Source organism: Bacteroides timonensis, assembly GCF_000513195.1.
GTDB lineage: Bacteria > Bacteroidota > Bacteroidia > Bacteroidales > Bacteroidaceae > Bacteroides > Bacteroides timonensis.
The window spans coordinates 20,083-36,622 of sequence record NZ_CBVI010000055.1; the positions used below are offsets into that span (position 1 = coordinate 20,083).

A 16,540-nucleotide genomic window follows, 5' to 3' on the forward strand; every position below is an offset into this window, starting at 1 on the left:
TAATTGTTTTTGCGAATGCAAAGATAAAAAAAATCCCCCGTTGAGGACGAGGGAACCTAATGTTTTCACAACGGAATAATCCTTATTGTGATTTGCTTCAAACTAGTGAGGCAAAGATATGTGTTTTTCTTTAATAATCATTAGGATATATGGAAAAAAACTGTAGTTTTGTGTAAAATTATAAAGAAAAGAGCGGTATGAAGAAGATTTTGGGTTTGGATTTGGGAACCAACAGTATAGGTTGGGCACTTATAGACGGTGAAGAAAATAGGATATTAGGGATGGGTAGCCGGATTATTCCGATGACGCAAGACGTGTTGGATACGTTCAGTGGGGGAAATCCATTGGAAACACAAACGGCGGTACGGACAGCTTATCGTGGCGTACGCCGACTGCGCGAAAGAACATTATTGCGTCGCGAGCGTTTGCTTCGCGTTTTGAATGTAATGGCGTTTTTACCCGAACATTATGCTTTTCAGATAGATTTTGAAAAGCGGTTAGGACAATTTCTTGATGAAAAAGAACCAAAATTGGCTTGGAGGCAAAATGATGATGGGAAGTTCGAGTTTATCTTCCAGCAATCTTTCAATGAGATGATAGAAGAGTTTAAGAATAATGGAGTGGTTGCGGGGGATAAAAAAATTCCCTACGATTGGACTATTTATTATCTGCGTAAGAAAGCACTTTCCCAAAAGATAGAGAAAGAAGAGTTGGCTTGGATTTTATTAAATTTCAATCAGAAGCGGGGATATTACCAACTGAGAGGGGAAGAAGAGGAAGAAAATTCTAACAAATCGGTAGAATATTATTCATTGAAAATAGCCGATGTCGTAGCCGATGATAGATCGAACAGTAAGGGCGAGACATGGTATTCTTTGCATTTGGAAAACGGATGGGTTTATCGTCGTTCCAGCAGAATACCGCTCTTTGACTGGAAAGATAAGACACGTGATTTTATTGTCACAACCGATCTGAATGATGACGGGACGGTGAAAAAAGATAAGGAAGGAATAGAAAAACGCTCTTTCCGAGCACCAAGCGAGAATGATTGGACATTATTGAAAAAGAAGACAGAGAAAGATATAGAAAAGTCTCGTAAAACAGTGGGTGCCTATATCTATGAGACGTTACTACAGAATCCGATGCAAAAAGTTCGTGGAAAGTTGGTACGGACCGTCGAACGCAAATTCTACAAGGATGAGTTGAGGCAAATTCTTGAGAAACAAAAAGAGTTTCACTCTGAATTGGGGAATGAGGACTTGTACAACGATTGTATTAGGGAGTTATATCGCAATAATGAAACTTATCAACTTATTTTGAGTAAAAGAGACTTCGTTCATTTGCTTTTGAATGATATTCTGTTTTATCAGAGACCACTGCGCAGCCAGAAGTCTTCGATAAGTGATTGTGCACTTGAATTTCAAACCTATAAAGATAAGGATGGTAATGAAATCAAAGAGCATCTGAAAGCCGCATCAAAATCCAATCCGCTTTATCAGGAATTTCGTATATGGCAGTGGTTGTATAATCTGAGGATTTATCGGAAAGAAGATGGTGAGGATGTCACTGCACAATTCATAACAGGCGTTGAGGACAAAGAACAACTGTTTGATTTTCTGAATGATAGAAGAGATGTTGAACAGAAGCCGTTGCTTGACTATTTGATAAAAGCAAAGGGTTTGAAAAAGCAAGTAAAGACGGATACATATCGATGGAACTATGTTGAGGACAAGGCATATCCCTGCAACGAGACAGGAGTAATGATTTCCACACGTTTGGCTAAAGTGGAAAATATTTCCGATGATTTCCTTACCAAAGAGATGGAACAAAAGCTCTGGCATATCATTTATTCCGTTACCGATAAAAATGAATTTGAGAAAGCATTAAAAACTTTTGCAAAAAAGAATGGCTTGGATGTTGTTTCTTTCGTGGATAGTTTCAAAAAGTTCCCACCCTTTAAATGTGAATATGGGGCGTTCTCTGAAAAAGCGATAAAGAAACTGCTGCCTCTGATGCGTTTGGGGAAATATTGGAAGTGGAATGATATTGATGACAATACTCAAAATAGAATATCTAAAATAATTACAGGTGAGTATGATGAAGGCATTAAGGATATAGTTCGTGAAAAGGTTGTTAATCTAACCAATGAAAACGATTTCCAGGGATTGCAGTTGTGGTTGACTCAGTACGTTGTTTATGGAAGACATTCGGAAGCTGACATTGCAGGGAAATGGCGTTCGGTTGCTGATTTGGAGAAATATCTGGATGATTTTAAACAGCACTCTTTACGCAACCCGATTGTGGAACAAGTTATTACGGAAACCTTACGGGTGGTCAGGGATATTTGGAAACAATACGGACGGGGTGCGGAAGATTTCTTCAGTGAAATTCATGTTGAGCTGGGGCGTGATATGAAGAACACTGCTGATGAAAGGAAAAGGCTTACTAATGTTATAGTTGAAAACGAAAACACGAACCTGAGAATTAAAGCTCTGCTGATGGAGCTGAAAAATAATGCTGATGGTAAATTGGAGATTGAGAATGTTCGTCCTTATTCACCCATGCAACAAGATATTCTGAAAATATATGAAGAAGGGGTGATTAATTCCGGTATAGAAATTGATGAAGACATCCGGAAAATAAGTAAGACTGCACAACCCACAGCGGCGGAATTGCAACGTTATAGGCTGTGGCTGGAGCAGAAATACCGTTCTCCATACACTGGTAAGGTCATTCCGCTCGGCAAACTGTTTACCGAAGAATATCAGATTGAGCATATCATTCCCAAATCTCGTTACTATGATGATAGCCTCAGTAACAAAGTAATTTGTGAGGCTGCTGTAAATAAGCTAAAAGATAAGTACTTGGGATTTGAGTTTATAAAAAACTATCATGGGCAGATAGTGGAAATAGGTTTCGGGCAAAAAGCAACTATCTTTGATGAAGGAGAATATCAAGATTTCGTAAAACGGCATTATGCCCATAATCATTCAAAGAGAGCAAAACTTCTATTGGAAGAAATTCCTGAAAAAATGATAGAACGGCAAATGAATGATACACGTTATATCAGTAAGTTTGTTTTTCCTCTTTTGTCGAACCTCGTTCGTGCAGAGAAAGGCGACGATGGGGTAAATTCAAAAAATGTATTGCCCGGAAATGGTAAAATTACCACTATATTGAAACAAGACTGGGGCTTGAATGATGTTTGGAATGACTTGATTCTTCCTCGTTTTGTGCGAATGAATAAGCTGACAGGCACTACTGCATTCACCAGTTGGAATGAACAATATCAGAAATATTTGCCTACTGTCCCGTTAGATTTATCGAAAGGGTTTCAGAAGAAGCGTATCGACCACCGGCATCATGCAATGGATGCTTTGGTGATAGCTTGTGCTACTCGTGACCATATCAATCTGCTGAATAACAAGCATGCGAATACGGATACAATTCGATATGATTTGCAACGGAAATTACGACTCTTTGAGCGGGTGACATATACCGACCCACACACAAAAGAGCAAGTGACAAAGGATATTCCGAAGGAGTTTAAGAAACCATGGGATAGTTTCACTGTTGATGCCCGCAATGAATTGGGAAAAATTGTTGTAAGTTTTAAGCAGAATCTGCGTATAATCAATAAAGCCACTAATATATATGAGAAGTATGAAGACGGTGAAAAGGTGAACGTAAAACAAAAAGGAATTAATTGGGCTATTCGTAAACCCTTGCACAAAGAAACTGTGTTTGCCAAAGTATCACTTCGTAAAATAAAAAAGGTACGTTTGAGTGACGCTTTGAAAGATTGGAAAAAGATAGTGGATAAAGGTCTAAAACAAGAAATAGAACGGCTTGTTTGTCAATATCATAGATTCAATCCCGATGAAATTTGCAGATATTTCAAAGCTCGGGGGAATCAGTTTGGAGGAGTAGATATATCAAAGGTAGATGTGTATTACTTTGATGAAGAGAATGCGGCTGTACGAAAGAATGTAGATACTTCTTTCACTGAGAAGTTTATTCGGGAATCTGTAACAGATACCGGAATACAAAAGATATTGATTAATCATTTAAAGGCAAAGGGGGACAAGACTGAAATCGCATTCTCTCCTGAAGGCATTGAAGAGATGAACAAAAACATAGTTCAACTTAATGGGGGAAAGTTTCATCAACCTATACTTAAAGTAAGGATATATCAAGCTTTAGGTAATAAATTTCAGATTGGAACAATGGGAAATAAGAAAGATAAGTATGTTGTGGCAGAGGCTGGGACAAATCTTTTTTTTGTTGTTTATGAGAAAGATGGTAAACGAAATTATGAAACCATACCATTAAATGAGGTGATTGAACATCAAAAATGGCGTGGCACATTATCAAAAGAAGAACAACAGAAGATTCCTGTAATTCCTATCAAAAATGACAGAGGTATGTTTGTGTTCTATTTGTCGCCTAATGATTTAGTTTATGTTCCAACAGCAGAACAACTTGGTGATATAAATATAAGCGTTAATGATATAAAGCCTAACAGAATTTATAGATTCACAGATTCAAGTGATACTAGAGCTAATTTTATACCTATGTCTATCGCTGAAGTTTTATTTAATTGCAATAAGGACAAACAAAAGAAAATAGGTATTGAGTATTCTATTCAGAATGAAATAGGAATAGGTAGTCAAGGTTCTAAAAATCAAAAAAGTATAAATGGTGATATGATTAAGGACATTTGTCTTAAATTGAAAATAGACCGCTTAGGAAGTATTAAAGAAATATCCGGTTTATGAATAAAAACACTAACTATACCATTCAAAAAAAATAGGAGTGAGTCGGACATATATCAATATCAATAAATTAAAATAAAATTAGCATGGAACAGAATTTAAAATCGGAAGGCAAGTGCCTGTATTGTGGAAAAATGTTTGCTAAGGCGGGAATTAACCGTCATCTGATTAAGCATTTGGAAGAAAAAGAAGTCAATGGACACCCCGGACATTCTTTCTTGGTGAAAATTGAACAAAATCCAAGCTGGGGGAGGGCTCCCTATTTCCTTTCACTTTGGGTGGACGGTGAAACAAAAATGAAAGATATTGATGCCTTTCTACGGGACATCTGGCTTGAATGTTGCGGACATTTAAGTGCTTTTCGTAATCCGAAGAAACGTATGAGTGGCGGTTGGGATTATTTTGAGGCAATGGCATTGATGGAGCAGGGTAGGGTGAAGGAATATGAGAAACTTATGGAAAATTGTGCAGGTGAGATACCGATGGATCGTAAAGTGAAGAATGTGTTTTGTAAGGGGCTGAAATTGGAATATGAGTATGATTTTGGAAGTTCTACGGAGTTGATCGTGGAAATTGTTGCGGAATATTCTGTAAAAGCTGATGATAAAATCGTGTTGCTTTCACGTAATGAACCGATAGGATGGCTTTGTGAAAAATGCGGAAAGGCAAAAGCGACTTTGATATGTACGGTTTGTGTGGGAAATGAAGAATCTATGTTTTGTGGTAAGTGTGCCAAGAAACATGCTAAAGAATGTGAGGATTTTGCTGATTATGCGGCAATGCCGATAGTTAATTCTCCAAGAATGGGAGTTTGCGCCTATGAGGGAGGATGCATTGATACGGAAAGGAATTAAAACAGAATAGTGGAATGATAAAGAAAACGCTTTACTTTGGGAATCCGGCGTATTTGTCCTTGAAGAATGAACAACTGGTTATCAAGTTACCGGAAGTGACGAATAGTGATTCTGTACCTGAGCACTTTAAGAAACAGGCGGAAGTGACAAAACCGATAGAAGACATCGGAGTGGTGGTGCTTGATAACAAGCAAATCACTGTCACATCTGGTGTCCTGGAGGCATTGCTTGAGAATAATTGTGCCGTAATTACCTGTGACAGCCGAAGTATGCCGGTTGGGTTGATGTTGCCTTTGTATGGTAATACGACACAGAATGAACGTTTCCGCCGGCAATTGGGTGCGTCTGTGCCTTTGGTGAAGCAGTTATGGCAGCAAACGATTAAAGCGAAGATTGAAAATCAGGCGGCTGTATTGAAAAGGTGCAGGGGAGAAGAATCGAAATGTATGAAGGTGTGGGCTGCCGATGTGAAAAGTGGCGATTCCGATAATTTGGAGGCTCGTGCAGCAGCGTATTATTGGAAGAATCTGTTTGACATAAAGGAATTTACAAGGGATAGGGAAGGCACTCCTCCCAACAATCTATTGAATTATGGGTATGCTATTTTGCGGGCTGTTGTGGCGCGGGGATTAGTGGCGAGTGGTTTGCTGCCAACACTTGGAATACATCACCATAATCGTTATAATGCTTATTGTCTGGCAGACGATATCATGGAACCATATCGTCCTTATGTGGATGAGCTGGTATATGGTATTGTAAAGAGCGGGCAAGACTATACGGAACTGACCAAGGAATTGAAAGCAAAACTGCTCTCTGTTCCTGTGTTGGATGTGGTGATTACAGGGAAGCGCAGTCCGTTGATGGTGGCAGTGGGACAGACTACTGCATCACTCTATAAGTGTTTTGACGGAGAAATCCGGAGAATAATATATCCGAGTTTTGAATGACGATCTTATGAAATACTAATTGTCGTCCTGTCATGGAAAGGTTCAGTGAATATCGTATTATGTGGGTACTTGTATTGTTTGACTTGCCAACTGACACTAAAAGAGACAAGAAGGCTTATAGTGATTTCAGGAAGAATTTGCAGAAAGATGGATTCACGATGTTTCAGTTTTCTATATACGTACGCCATTGTGCCAGTAGTGAAAATGCGGAAGTGCATATAAAAAGAGTTAAATCTTTCTTGCCTGAATATGGGCAAGTCGGAATTATGTGCATTACGGACAAGCAATTTGGCAATATAGAGCTTTTTCATGGCAAGAAATTGCAGTCTGTAAATACACCGGGTCAGCAGTTGGAACTGTTCTGAAAGAGGAAATCCCGCCTATTGGCGGGATTTCTCTTACGGAAACAATCTCATTTTTTAATCTTAATTCGATTTGTAAATGATTGGAATACAGTCAATAATGAATAATCTGTTGTTTCCAATGGGTCAAAGATACTAATTTGAAAGCAAATCACAACTGCCCTGATAACAGACACTCTTTTTATTAGTTGTTTCCAATGGGTCAAAGATACTAATTTGAAAGCAAATCACAACAAACAAGGCAACTTCTGCCGCAGCGAGATAGTTGTTTCCAATGGGTCAAAGATACTAATTTGAAAGCAAATCACAACTAATAGTCCTGCATACCGTCCGAATCATCAGTTGTTTCCAATGGGTCAAAGATACTAATTTGAAAGCAAATCACAACGAGGTCGTTTATAGTAAGTTTCTTCCGGTGTTGTTTCCAATGGGTCAAAGATACTAATTTGAAAGCAAATCACAACCCCGCTCTAGTGTCCCACTAAGGTACGAAAGTTGTTTCCAATGGGTCAAAGATACTAATTTGAAAGCAAATCACAACAAGTAGACGTCCTTATTAAAGGGGATTTGAGTTGTTTCCAATGGGTCAAAGATACTAATTTGAAAGCAAATCACAACTATAGCATTAATAGGTTCACTTTCAAAGGGTTGTTTCCAATGGGTCAAAGATACTAATTTGAAAGCAAATCACAACCAAGTCGCCGCGCGTCTTGTTTATCAACTCGTTGTTTCCAATGGGTCAAAGATACTAATTTGAAAGCAAATCACAACGTGTTACCGTTGTTCCAATTGAATATCCACGTTGTTTCCAATGGGTCAAAGATACTAATTTGAAAGCAAATCACAACCGACGGTGGGTTTTTAAAAGACAAACAAGGGTTGTTTCCAATGGGTCAAAGATACTAATTTGAAAGCAAATCACAACGTGGCAGCTGACCGGTATCCGGTGTTGGTGTTGTTTCCAATGGGTCAAAGATACTAATTTGAAAGCAAATCACAACGTTCGATCCGGAAGACGGGTACAATTATCAGTTGTTTCCAATGGGTCAAAGATACTAATTTGAAAGCAAATCACAACGTTGGAACCTGGGACAATGTAGAATGTTTAGTTGTTTCCAATGGGTCAAAGATACTAATTTGAAAGCAAATCACAACAGCCCATACAAAGGAGCCACAAGTCAGATAGTTGTTTCCAATGGGTCAAAGATACTAATTTGAAAGCAAATCACAACATACTTCCGCAATAGCGTTTGAATGTAGAGGTTGTTTCCAATGGGTCAAAGATACTAATTTGAAAGCAAATCACAACGAACGGTGCGTATGGATTGTTTTTCTGCCGTTGTTTCCAATGGGTCAAAGATACTAATTTGAAAGCAAATCACAACCACCTATCGAATAGTTCACATAACCGTCAGGTTGTTTCCAATGGGTCAAAGATACTAATTTGAAAGCAAATCACAACGGGGCGGCGCACAAAGTGGCGGAAAATACGGTTGTTTCCAATGGGTCAAAGATACTAATTTGAAAGCAAATCACAACAGAACTTGAGTCTCAGAAGAGACCGTAACAGTTGTTTCCAATGGGTCAAAGATACTAATTTGAAAGCAAATCACAACATACAAGCGCACGATGTTAGCAAGACTGCTGTTGTTTCCAATGGGTCAAAGATACTAATTTGAAAGCAAATCACAACCTATCCGTCGATACATCTTCAAGTCGCAACGTTGTTTCCAATGGGTCAAAGATACTAATTTGAAAGCAAATCACAACTCAATCACGGTGCTGCCATCAAATCCGTATGTTGTTTCCAATGGGTCAAAGATACTAATTTGAAAGCAAATCACAACTTTGCCTTATAGGTAAGTCGAGTGGAAGATGTTGTTTCCAATGGGTCAAAGATACTAATTTGAAAGCAAATCACAATTGGGACGTAAATCATTTGAGGTTATGATGTTGTTTCCAATGGTTCAAAGATACTAAAATGAAAATAAGTCACAATATTGATGTATTGGGGAAATACTATTACAACGCTGTTTTCTTATGGTTCAAAAATACTAGGGTAAGAACAAATCATAACAGAATTGCATATCATTCCTACCAAGATTCAACCATTTTTAATAATTTTAGAAATAAGTATGCTCCCCCAATATCCTAAATATCATCCCCTCTCTTTATTAACAAATTGAAGAGAGAAGCCCCACTTCCTTTTCCGTACCTCTCCTCTCTTCAATCCCTTAATCCCACCTGTCTATTTTATCTTTTCCCTAATCTTCGTCAGATATTGCTTCATCCCTTCCGCATCCTTCGTACTGATAATTTCCAATAAATTTTTCAGTTCCAGACGAATATTTTCCACTTGCGAGGGCGTGCGCGGATTAAAAAGAATTTCCTGAAGCAAGTAATCATCCTCACTCAGCAAGCCCTTAGCAATAGCCATGTGCTTCTTGAACGTAGTACCCGGGGCCTCCTGATGCTTCATCACCGCTGCAAAAACAAACGTAGAGACAAAAGGAATAGACAGAGAATAAGCTACCGTTTCATCATGCTCGTCGAAAGTATATTCGAAGATATTGAGGCGGAGCGTCTGGTAAAGGTCCTTGAAGAAAATTTTTCCCAGATGGTCACCTTCACTGATGATGATAGCATTCTCGCTGCTCAGATTGCTAAGGCTGGCAAACGTAGGGCCAAACATCGGATGCGACGATACATAACGGAAACCACTTTCCTCATAGAATTTCTTCAAGCCCGTCTTCACCGAGGCGATATCACTGATGATACAATCCTTGGGCAGCACAGGCAGCACTTTGCGGAATGCGTCCAGCGTATATCTCACCGTGGCGGCATTGATTACCAACTCCGGTTCGAATTCCTTTATCTCTTCCAGCGTGGTGAAACGATACGTGTTGTAGACAAAACGCAACTGGTGCGGATTCACGTCGAACACTGCCGTTTCATGTTGGAAACTTAGAATATCTGTAAAGAAAGAGCCCATCTTGCCGGCTCCGAGTATTAAAATACGCATAAATCTAATGTTATTAGCTACAAGTTACGAGCTACGAGCTACAAGTATCCTGCGGTATGATAACGCAGCTACTTGTAGCCCGTAGCTTGTAGCTTGTCACTTATTAATTATTTCCATTTGTTGCCTCACACTCTCCTCGTGTATCAGCTCGAACACTTTTTTGATGAAGTCCGAATCCACGCCCAGAAGCACACCTTGTGAACCGCGTTTATCCAGAATTTCATTATAACGTCCCGTTTGCAGAATCGTCATATCGTGCTCTTTCTTGAACGTACCGATTTCACGTGCCACACGCATACGCTTGGCAAGTTCTTGCATCAGGTTGTTGTCGCACTCGTCAATCTGCTTGCGCAGTTCGCTGAGGTTTTCTGTGGTCTGGGTCTCTTTACGGATGACGAGCAGGTTCAAGATGTAATCCAGTACGTCCGGAGTCACTTGCTGCGAAGCATCGCTCCATGCACAGTCGGGGTTGCAATGGCTTTCGATAATCAGACCGTTGAAACCGAGGTCCATAGCCTGTTGGCAAAGCGGTGCGATGAGTTCGCGCTTACCACCGATGTGGCTGGGATCGCAGATGATCGGCAGGTTCGGGATGCGACGACGCAACTCGATGGGGATATGCCATTGCGGCAGATTGCGGTACAACTTCTTGTCGTAACTGCTGAAACCGCGATGGATGGCTGCCAGACGTTTCAGACCGGCATTGTTGATACGTTCCAGGGCGCCGATCCAAAGTTCCAGATCCGGGTTTACCGGGTTCTTCACAAACACAGGAATATCCACACCTTTCAGTGCATCGGCAATTTCCTGCATGGCAAACGGGTTGGCAGTGGTGCGTGCGCCAATCCAAAGGATATCGATACCTGCTTTCAGACACTCGTATACATGCTTCGAGGTGGCTACTTCGGTAGAAACGTACATTCCGGTTTCTTTCTTCACCTCCTTCAGCCATGCCAGACCGTCTACGCCTACACCTTCGAAACCACCCGGTTTGGTACGCGGTTTCCAGATTCCTGCACGGAATATCTTCATTCCCTTTTCGGCCAGTTGCTTGGCGGTGCACATTACTTGTTCTTCTGTCTCGGCGCTGCAAGGACCTGCAATTACCATGGGACGTTTGTCCTCAATGCCCGGCAGCAAAATCGATTCTAATTCAAGTTCCATATTCTTTTATTTTTGTTCAATTATATTTTTATTGTATAGATATTTCTCTGTGTCTTCTGGCCCCTCTGCAACCCCCGTCGATAAAGCCTTTCGAACGTGTTAATAAATATAGGCCTCGTCTTTTAAAAACGTTGCCCTTATTCTTTAAAAACGTCGGGCACGTTTTTTTAAATGGTGAGTGGCTTGTGTTATAGGAATGCTTTTTGTAAATATATTACTTCATTTCCCTGATACGCTTCAATGCCTCTTCCAATTTATGGTCTTTGCAGCAAAGCGAGATGCGGATATACCGTTTTCCGTTACTTCCGAAGATAAATCCCGGCGTGATGAACACGCGTGCGTTGTGCAACACCTTTTCGGTCAGTTCTTCCACGTCGGCACAGCTATCGGGAATTTTTCCCCAGAGGAACATGCCCACCTGTTTTTCGTCGTACGTACATCCCAGTGCATGCATGATTTCTCCGGCCAGATGGCGGCGGTTGCGGTAATTCTTATTGTTTCCGTCGTACCATTCCTGTTCGGCTTCCAGAGCGTTGGCGGCAGCCAGTTGCATGGCGCGGAACATACCGCTGTCGATGTTGCTCTTCACTTTCAGTATCCATTGCACAAAGTCAGCGTTGCTTGCCAGCATACCGATACGCCAGCCCGGCATATTGTGGCTCTTGCTCATGGAGTTGAACTCGATGCAACACTCTTTGGCGCCCGGCACACTGAGGATACTGAGGGGGTGGTCGTTCAGGATGAAGCTATACGGGTTATCGTTTACAATCACGATGTCCTTGCGTCGTGCAAAGTCCACCAGCTTTGCATAAAGTTCCGGGGTGGCGTTAGCTCCGGTCGGCATGTTCGGATAGTTGGTCCACATCAGCTTTACGCGGCTCATGTCCATCTTTTCCAGTTCGTCGAAGTCGGGCATCCAGCCGTTTTCCTCTTTCAGGTTGTAGTTGATGACTTCCGCGCCCAGTATCTTGCTCAATGAGGTATAAGTGGGGTAGCCCGGATTGGGAACCAATACCTGTTCGCCCGGATTGACGAAGGCCAGTGTGACGTGCAGGATACCTTCTTTCGAGCCGATGAGCGGTTGTATCTCAGTATTAGGATTCAGCTCCACACCGTACCATTTCTTATACCAGGCGGCAAAGCTGCGGCGAAGTTCGGGGATGCCGACATAAGGCATATAACCGTGTCCGTCAGGATTTTGTGCTTCGCGACACAGGGTCTGTATAGTTGCTTCCGAGGGAGGCATGTCGGGGCTGCCGATTCCGAGGCTGATTACGTCTTTTCCTTCGGCATTCATTTGTGCCACCTCTTTCAACTTCTTGGAGAAGTAGTATTCGCTCACGCTGGCCAACCGGTCGGCGGGCTTGATCTTAGATGTTTGATTTTCCGTCTGCATATTCGCCTAATATTTTAAGTTCTTTGGTTAGCGGTGTGATGGCCGCGATGGATTGTTTATATCTCAGTAGGTTGTCGAAAACAACGTCTACGTAAAATTGGTATTCCCATTCCCGCCCGATGATGGGCAGTGACTGTATCTTGGTCAGGTTGATGCTGTAGAACGAAAGGATGGACAGTACTTGCGAGAGGCTCCCTTCCGTGTGGGGCAGTGTGAATACCATGCTTGCCTTGTTGGTTTCCGGGTGTGGATGGCGGTGTATCTCGTCCACCTGCCAAGGGTCGGCAACTACCAGAAAACGGGTGAAGTTGTGCTTGTTTGTTTCGATGCCTTCCTGCAACACCTTCATGCCGTAACGCTCGGCAGCGGCCTTGGAACAGATGGCGGCGTGTCCTTTCAGGTTCTCCCGCTTGATGATTTCGGCGCTGAGGGCGGTGTCTTCCGCTTCCACTACTTTCATTTTCGGGTGCTGGGCAAGGAACTCGCGGCATTGCATCAGTGCGATGGGGTGGGAGTTGACTTCCGTCAGATCGTTCCAGTCCTCGTCGGGCAGGCAGACAAAGCTGTGTGAAATGCGTAGTTTGTATTCGCCTATGATTTGTGTCCCGCTCTGCCGCAGCAACTCGTTGTTGTGCAACAGACTACCTGCAATGGTATTCTCTATCGCCAACATTCCTATGGTCTTGCTGTCTTTCTTCACGGCTGCAAACACGTCCTCAAAAGTAGCGCAACAGATTAACTCTATTTCTTCTCCTTCGAAGTACTTGTGTGCGGCGATGTCGTGATACGACCCTAATGTTCCTTGAATGGCTATTCTTTTCATACTGTTTCTTTAAAAAAAAATCCCGCTTCCATACAATGGAGCGGGATTAAGTATATTACTTTAGTTCTCTATTCAGTTCTTAAGCATCACTGTCACTTGACACATACAAACTCCCGCTCTACTTTCTGGCTAAAGTAAAAGTAAAAAAAGAAGTAATATGTATAAGTAAACAAATTCATACTTTCGTTTTCTTTTTGTTTTTAATTTCGTGGCAAAAGTAATACTTTTCTCTTATATGCAAGCAAAAAATGATATTTTTTTTATTTCTTCTTCAAAATTAGCTTTCAGACGAGTGCTTCCGTCTGTCTTTTTTTGCCGGAAATCTGTCAATCGTCGTGCATGATTCCCTTGATTTGCTCCCATTTGTTCACGGCATCGTTGGACTGTGCCTTGCCCGGAGTGCTACGGCCTTCGCGGATGTACTTTTGCAACAGGTCTTTCAGTTCGCTGACTATTTCGGGGTGCTCCTGATAGACATTTTTGCTTTCGGTGGGATCGTCTTTCATATTATAGAGTTGTATCGGTGGGAGCTGGGCAATGGCTTCCTTGTCCACACCCGGTTTGGGGTAACTCCAACCGCCGGAACTGGGGGAACACAACAGTTTCCAGTCTCCTTTACGGATGGCAAACTCTCCGCGGATGGAGTGGTGCACGGTGGCTTCACGGATGGTTGGTGTGTGGTGCGGATTCCGGATGAGGGGAAGAATGTTGTAGCTGTCTTCCGCTTCGTTATCTTTCAGGGTATAATGGTTGAGGGCGGCAAAAGAGGCGTAGAAGTCGTTGAGGCAGACGGTTTGTGCACAGTTGCCTCGGCCTGTACCGTTGGCCCATTCCACGATGGTGGGTACGCGGTGACCGCCGTCGAAGAGGTCGGCTTTCATGCCTCGCCAGATATAGTTGGCATGATGCCCCTTAGCGGCCATCTCGGGGATACCTCCGGCGGGAGAGCAACCGTTGTCGGTGGTGAAGACTACGATGGTATTGGAGTCTATGCCGTTGCGTCGCAGGGCTTCGCGCACTTGTCCCACTACATCGTCCACCATCAGGACGAAGTCGCCGTAATCACCCAGTCCGGTTTTTCCTTTGAAGGCTTTGGCGGGCAGGATGGGGGTATGAGGGGCGGGCAGGGGCAGATAGAGGAAGAAGGGGCGTTCGTCTTGCGCATGGCGGTTGATGTAGTCTACTGCGCGGTGGGTCAGGTTGGGCAGACAGTCCTGGTGGTTGAAGTCGTTGCCTATGGCGCCTGCACGCCAGAAAGCTGGTTTCTTTCCTGCAGGTACGGTGCCTATTTGCGTGGTGGTGGGCTGGCGGTTTTCTATATATACATAGGGAGCCATGTCGAGGGAGCCGCAGAAGCCGTAGAAGTAGTCAAAGCCTAAGTCGGCAGGACCGTTGGTGATGGGTCTAGAGTAGTCCACGTCTTCGTCGTTGAGGGCGTTGGCGTCAGGTTTCTCATGTCCCGGTTTCGTGCCCCAGTTCCAGCCTAAATGCCATTTGCCGATGCAGGCGGTGGTATATCCGTTCGCTTTCAGCATGGATGCCATGGTGTTGCGGGTGGTGGGGATGATAGGGCGGGAGTAGCCGTAGAGTACACCGCTTTTGAGGCTGGAACGCCAGTTGTAGCGTCCTGTGAGGATGCCGTAGCGGGTGGGGGTGCTGACGGCTGAACAGGAATGAGCATCAGTAAACATTACGCCGTTGGCGGTCATCTGGTCGATGTGGCGGGTTTGGATATGCGAGTCTTTGTTGTAGGCGGAGACGTCTCCATAGCCCATGTCGTCGGCGAGGATGAAAATGATGTTCGGCTTTTGCTGGGATGCTGACTTTGCTTGTTCTGCGGTTTGCGCGGACACATGCTGTCCAAGGCAGAAGGGAACGGATAATAATCCGAGATAGGTGAGGTTTTTCATGATATGATGTTTTGGGTTTGATTTTACTTGGTTATTATGTACAAAGTTAGTTGTTCGATGGAAAGGGCTTTATTAGTTCTGTCTCAAAAGTTTGAGATATTGTTGCAAATGGAGGGTGGTTATTATGAATTTAAACGAGGGAAGAATTCTGTTAATGTATTATTCTTTTTCTGATCCTATAAAAAAGCATTCTTCCTTTTGGCTATTCCCTGCAATTCATCTATCTTTGCATTAGCCGAAGAGAAATGCGGCGTGTTGAAGCTATTTTTGACAAGGAGAAAACTGGTAATTTTATTTAAGTCAAAAGCAAGAACCTCAATAAAGATGTTTCACGCAGACCAAAAAGGGTCGGGCGTGTAAGCGTATTTATTGGTTCTGTGGGTATACCAGTACCTCTCCTTGGATAAATATGAACTATACGTCCGACTTCTTTTTGTATAAAGGGGATGAGGGCAATTTTAAATATTTAAAACCCGAAGAAGACATGAATACCCCGAAGGATGAAATGATAACAGAGGCCATCCACTGCATGATAGAACAGAGGAAACACGAGATATGGGAAGTGCTCTACCCATTAAGTATAAAATATGGTTTTACGCTCGACTCCGACTATGCCAGCATCAAGCTGGAACCTCCCTGTAAAGACTTTCCGGAAGAAAAATGCGGATGTAAATTACCGCTGGATTCCGTGTTCAGTGCCTTTGTGAAAGGTGATTTTCTGTATGTGATGTGCCGCGGGAAAGTGTATTTTATTCTCGATCTGGAAAGTGGTTTGTGGAGACTGTATTTGCCAATGCACCGACCTCCAAGGCTGAAAGTACTGTGGTGGAGGATTCAAGAGACGGTAAGAGATTTGGTGTGGTTGGTGAGGCATTGGAGGGACTGAAGCAATTTTAGTCAGTATTGTTTTTAGGAAGTTGCATTCATCATCTATTGCAAATACCTTTTGAATGTATTCATGTAATCGTTCGGTTGCCCAACGCCTGAAGCGTGTCGCTACCTGAGGTTGTTGCGTGAGCCACACATCGGTATCAGCAAACCGTACATTGACTTTGGGCACACCATTATCATCTTGGTAGATGATTATATTATTTTTATCATCAAACTTCATATAAATCTATTTCATATAATAATATCGTAATTTGGGTTATTTATATAGCAAATATTATATACCGTTTTTTAGACAAGGTAAAGATAGCAGCGATACTTTGGAATTCTACTATTTGTAAAGATGAAATTTATAGCTGTGATGTAAATTATGTCCAAATGTACTTTAGTTCATAACGG

General features: G+C 42.4%; 10 protein-coding genes, 1 pseudogene and 1 CRISPR repeat array. Of the genes and pseudogenes, 5 read left to right on the top strand and 6 right to left on the bottom strand.

Annotated features, from left to right (window positions below):
• Nucleotides 1-197 precede the first annotated feature (197 nt).
• The 4 genes from cas9 to cas2 all read left to right on the top strand — a co-directional run bounded on the left by cas9 (nt 198) and on the right by cas2 (nt 6,941).
• Complete coding sequence (gene cas9 / locus BN161_RS11405) at nt 198-4,778, top strand: type II CRISPR RNA-guided endonuclease Cas9 (protein ID WP_044266157.1); 4,581 nt, start codon at nt 198-200, stop codon at nt 4,776-4,778.
• Between the two features lie 83 nt (nt 4,779-4,861).
• Nucleotides 4,862-5,629: a hypothetical protein gene (locus BN161_RS11410; protein ID WP_044266160.1), complete on the top strand. Its 768-nt coding sequence runs from the start codon at nt 4,862-4,864 to the stop codon at nt 5,627-5,629.
• 14 nt (nt 5,630-5,643) lie between these two features.
• Nucleotides 5,644-6,576 carry a type II CRISPR-associated endonuclease Cas1 gene (cas1, locus tag BN161_RS11415; RefSeq protein ID WP_044266162.1) on the top strand — a complete coding sequence of 311 codons (933 nt, stop codon included), beginning with the start codon at nt 5,644-5,646 and terminating at the stop codon, nt 6,574-6,576.
• Nucleotides 6,577-6,608: 32 nt separating this feature from the next.
• Nucleotides 6,609-6,941 (top strand): CRISPR-associated endonuclease Cas2, encoded by a 333-nt coding sequence (gene cas2, locus BN161_RS11420; protein ID WP_044266165.1) that lies wholly within the window; start codon nt 6,609-6,611, stop codon nt 6,939-6,941.
• 108 nt (nt 6,942-7,049) lie between these two features.
• Nucleotides 7,050-8,862: direct repeats of the CRISPR family, unit length 47 nt; unit sequence GTTGTTTCCAATGGGTCAAAGATACTAATTTGAAAGCAAATCACAAC.
• Between the two features lie 324 nt (nt 8,863-9,186).
• Here cas2 and BN161_RS11425 read toward each other — a convergent pair.
• The 5 genes from BN161_RS11425 to BN161_RS11445 all read right to left on the bottom strand — a co-directional run bounded on the left by BN161_RS11425 (nt 9,187) and on the right by BN161_RS11445 (nt 15,253).
• Nucleotides 9,187-9,960: a prephenate dehydrogenase gene (locus BN161_RS11425; protein ID WP_044266168.1), complete on the bottom strand. Its 774-nt coding sequence runs from the start codon at nt 9,958-9,960 to the stop codon at nt 9,187-9,189.
• Nucleotides 9,961-10,056: 96 nt separating this feature from the next.
• Nucleotides 10,057-11,124, bottom strand: a complete 1,068-nt coding sequence (locus BN161_RS11430; protein WP_044266170.1) for a bifunctional 3-deoxy-7-phosphoheptulonate synthase/chorismate mutase type II — start codon at nt 11,122-11,124, stop codon at nt 10,057-10,059.
• Nucleotides 11,125-11,338: 214 nt separating this feature from the next.
• Nucleotides 11,339-12,520, bottom strand: coding sequence for a pyridoxal phosphate-dependent aminotransferase (locus BN161_RS11435; protein ID WP_025725911.1), 1,182 nt, complete (start codon nt 12,518-12,520; stop codon nt 11,339-11,341).
• Entirely contained in the window at nt 12,495-13,343 is an 849-nt protein-coding gene (locus tag BN161_RS11440; protein WP_044266172.1) for a prephenate dehydratase, read from the bottom strand. The genes BN161_RS11435 and BN161_RS11440 overlap by 26 nt, the downstream gene beginning before the upstream one ends.
• Nucleotides 13,344-13,669: 326 nt before the next feature.
• Complete coding sequence (locus BN161_RS11445) at nt 13,670-15,253, bottom strand: sulfatase family protein (RefSeq protein WP_044266173.1); 1,584 nt, start codon at nt 15,251-15,253, stop codon at nt 13,670-13,672.
• A 484-nt stretch (nt 15,254-15,737) separates the two neighbouring features.
• Between BN161_RS11445 and BN161_RS11450 the strand changes: the two genes are divergently transcribed.
• Nucleotides 15,738-16,139 (top strand): hypothetical protein, encoded by a 402-nt coding sequence (locus BN161_RS11450; RefSeq protein WP_244436473.1) that lies wholly within the window; start codon nt 15,738-15,740, stop codon nt 16,137-16,139.
• 36 nt (nt 16,140-16,175) lie between these two features.
• Here the strand turns inward: BN161_RS11450 and BN161_RS29160 are convergent.
• Nucleotides 16,176-16,364, bottom strand: a pseudogene (locus BN161_RS29160) (cell filamentation protein Fic); the annotation flags it as partial.
• Between the last annotated feature and the right edge of the window lie 176 nt (nt 16,365-16,540).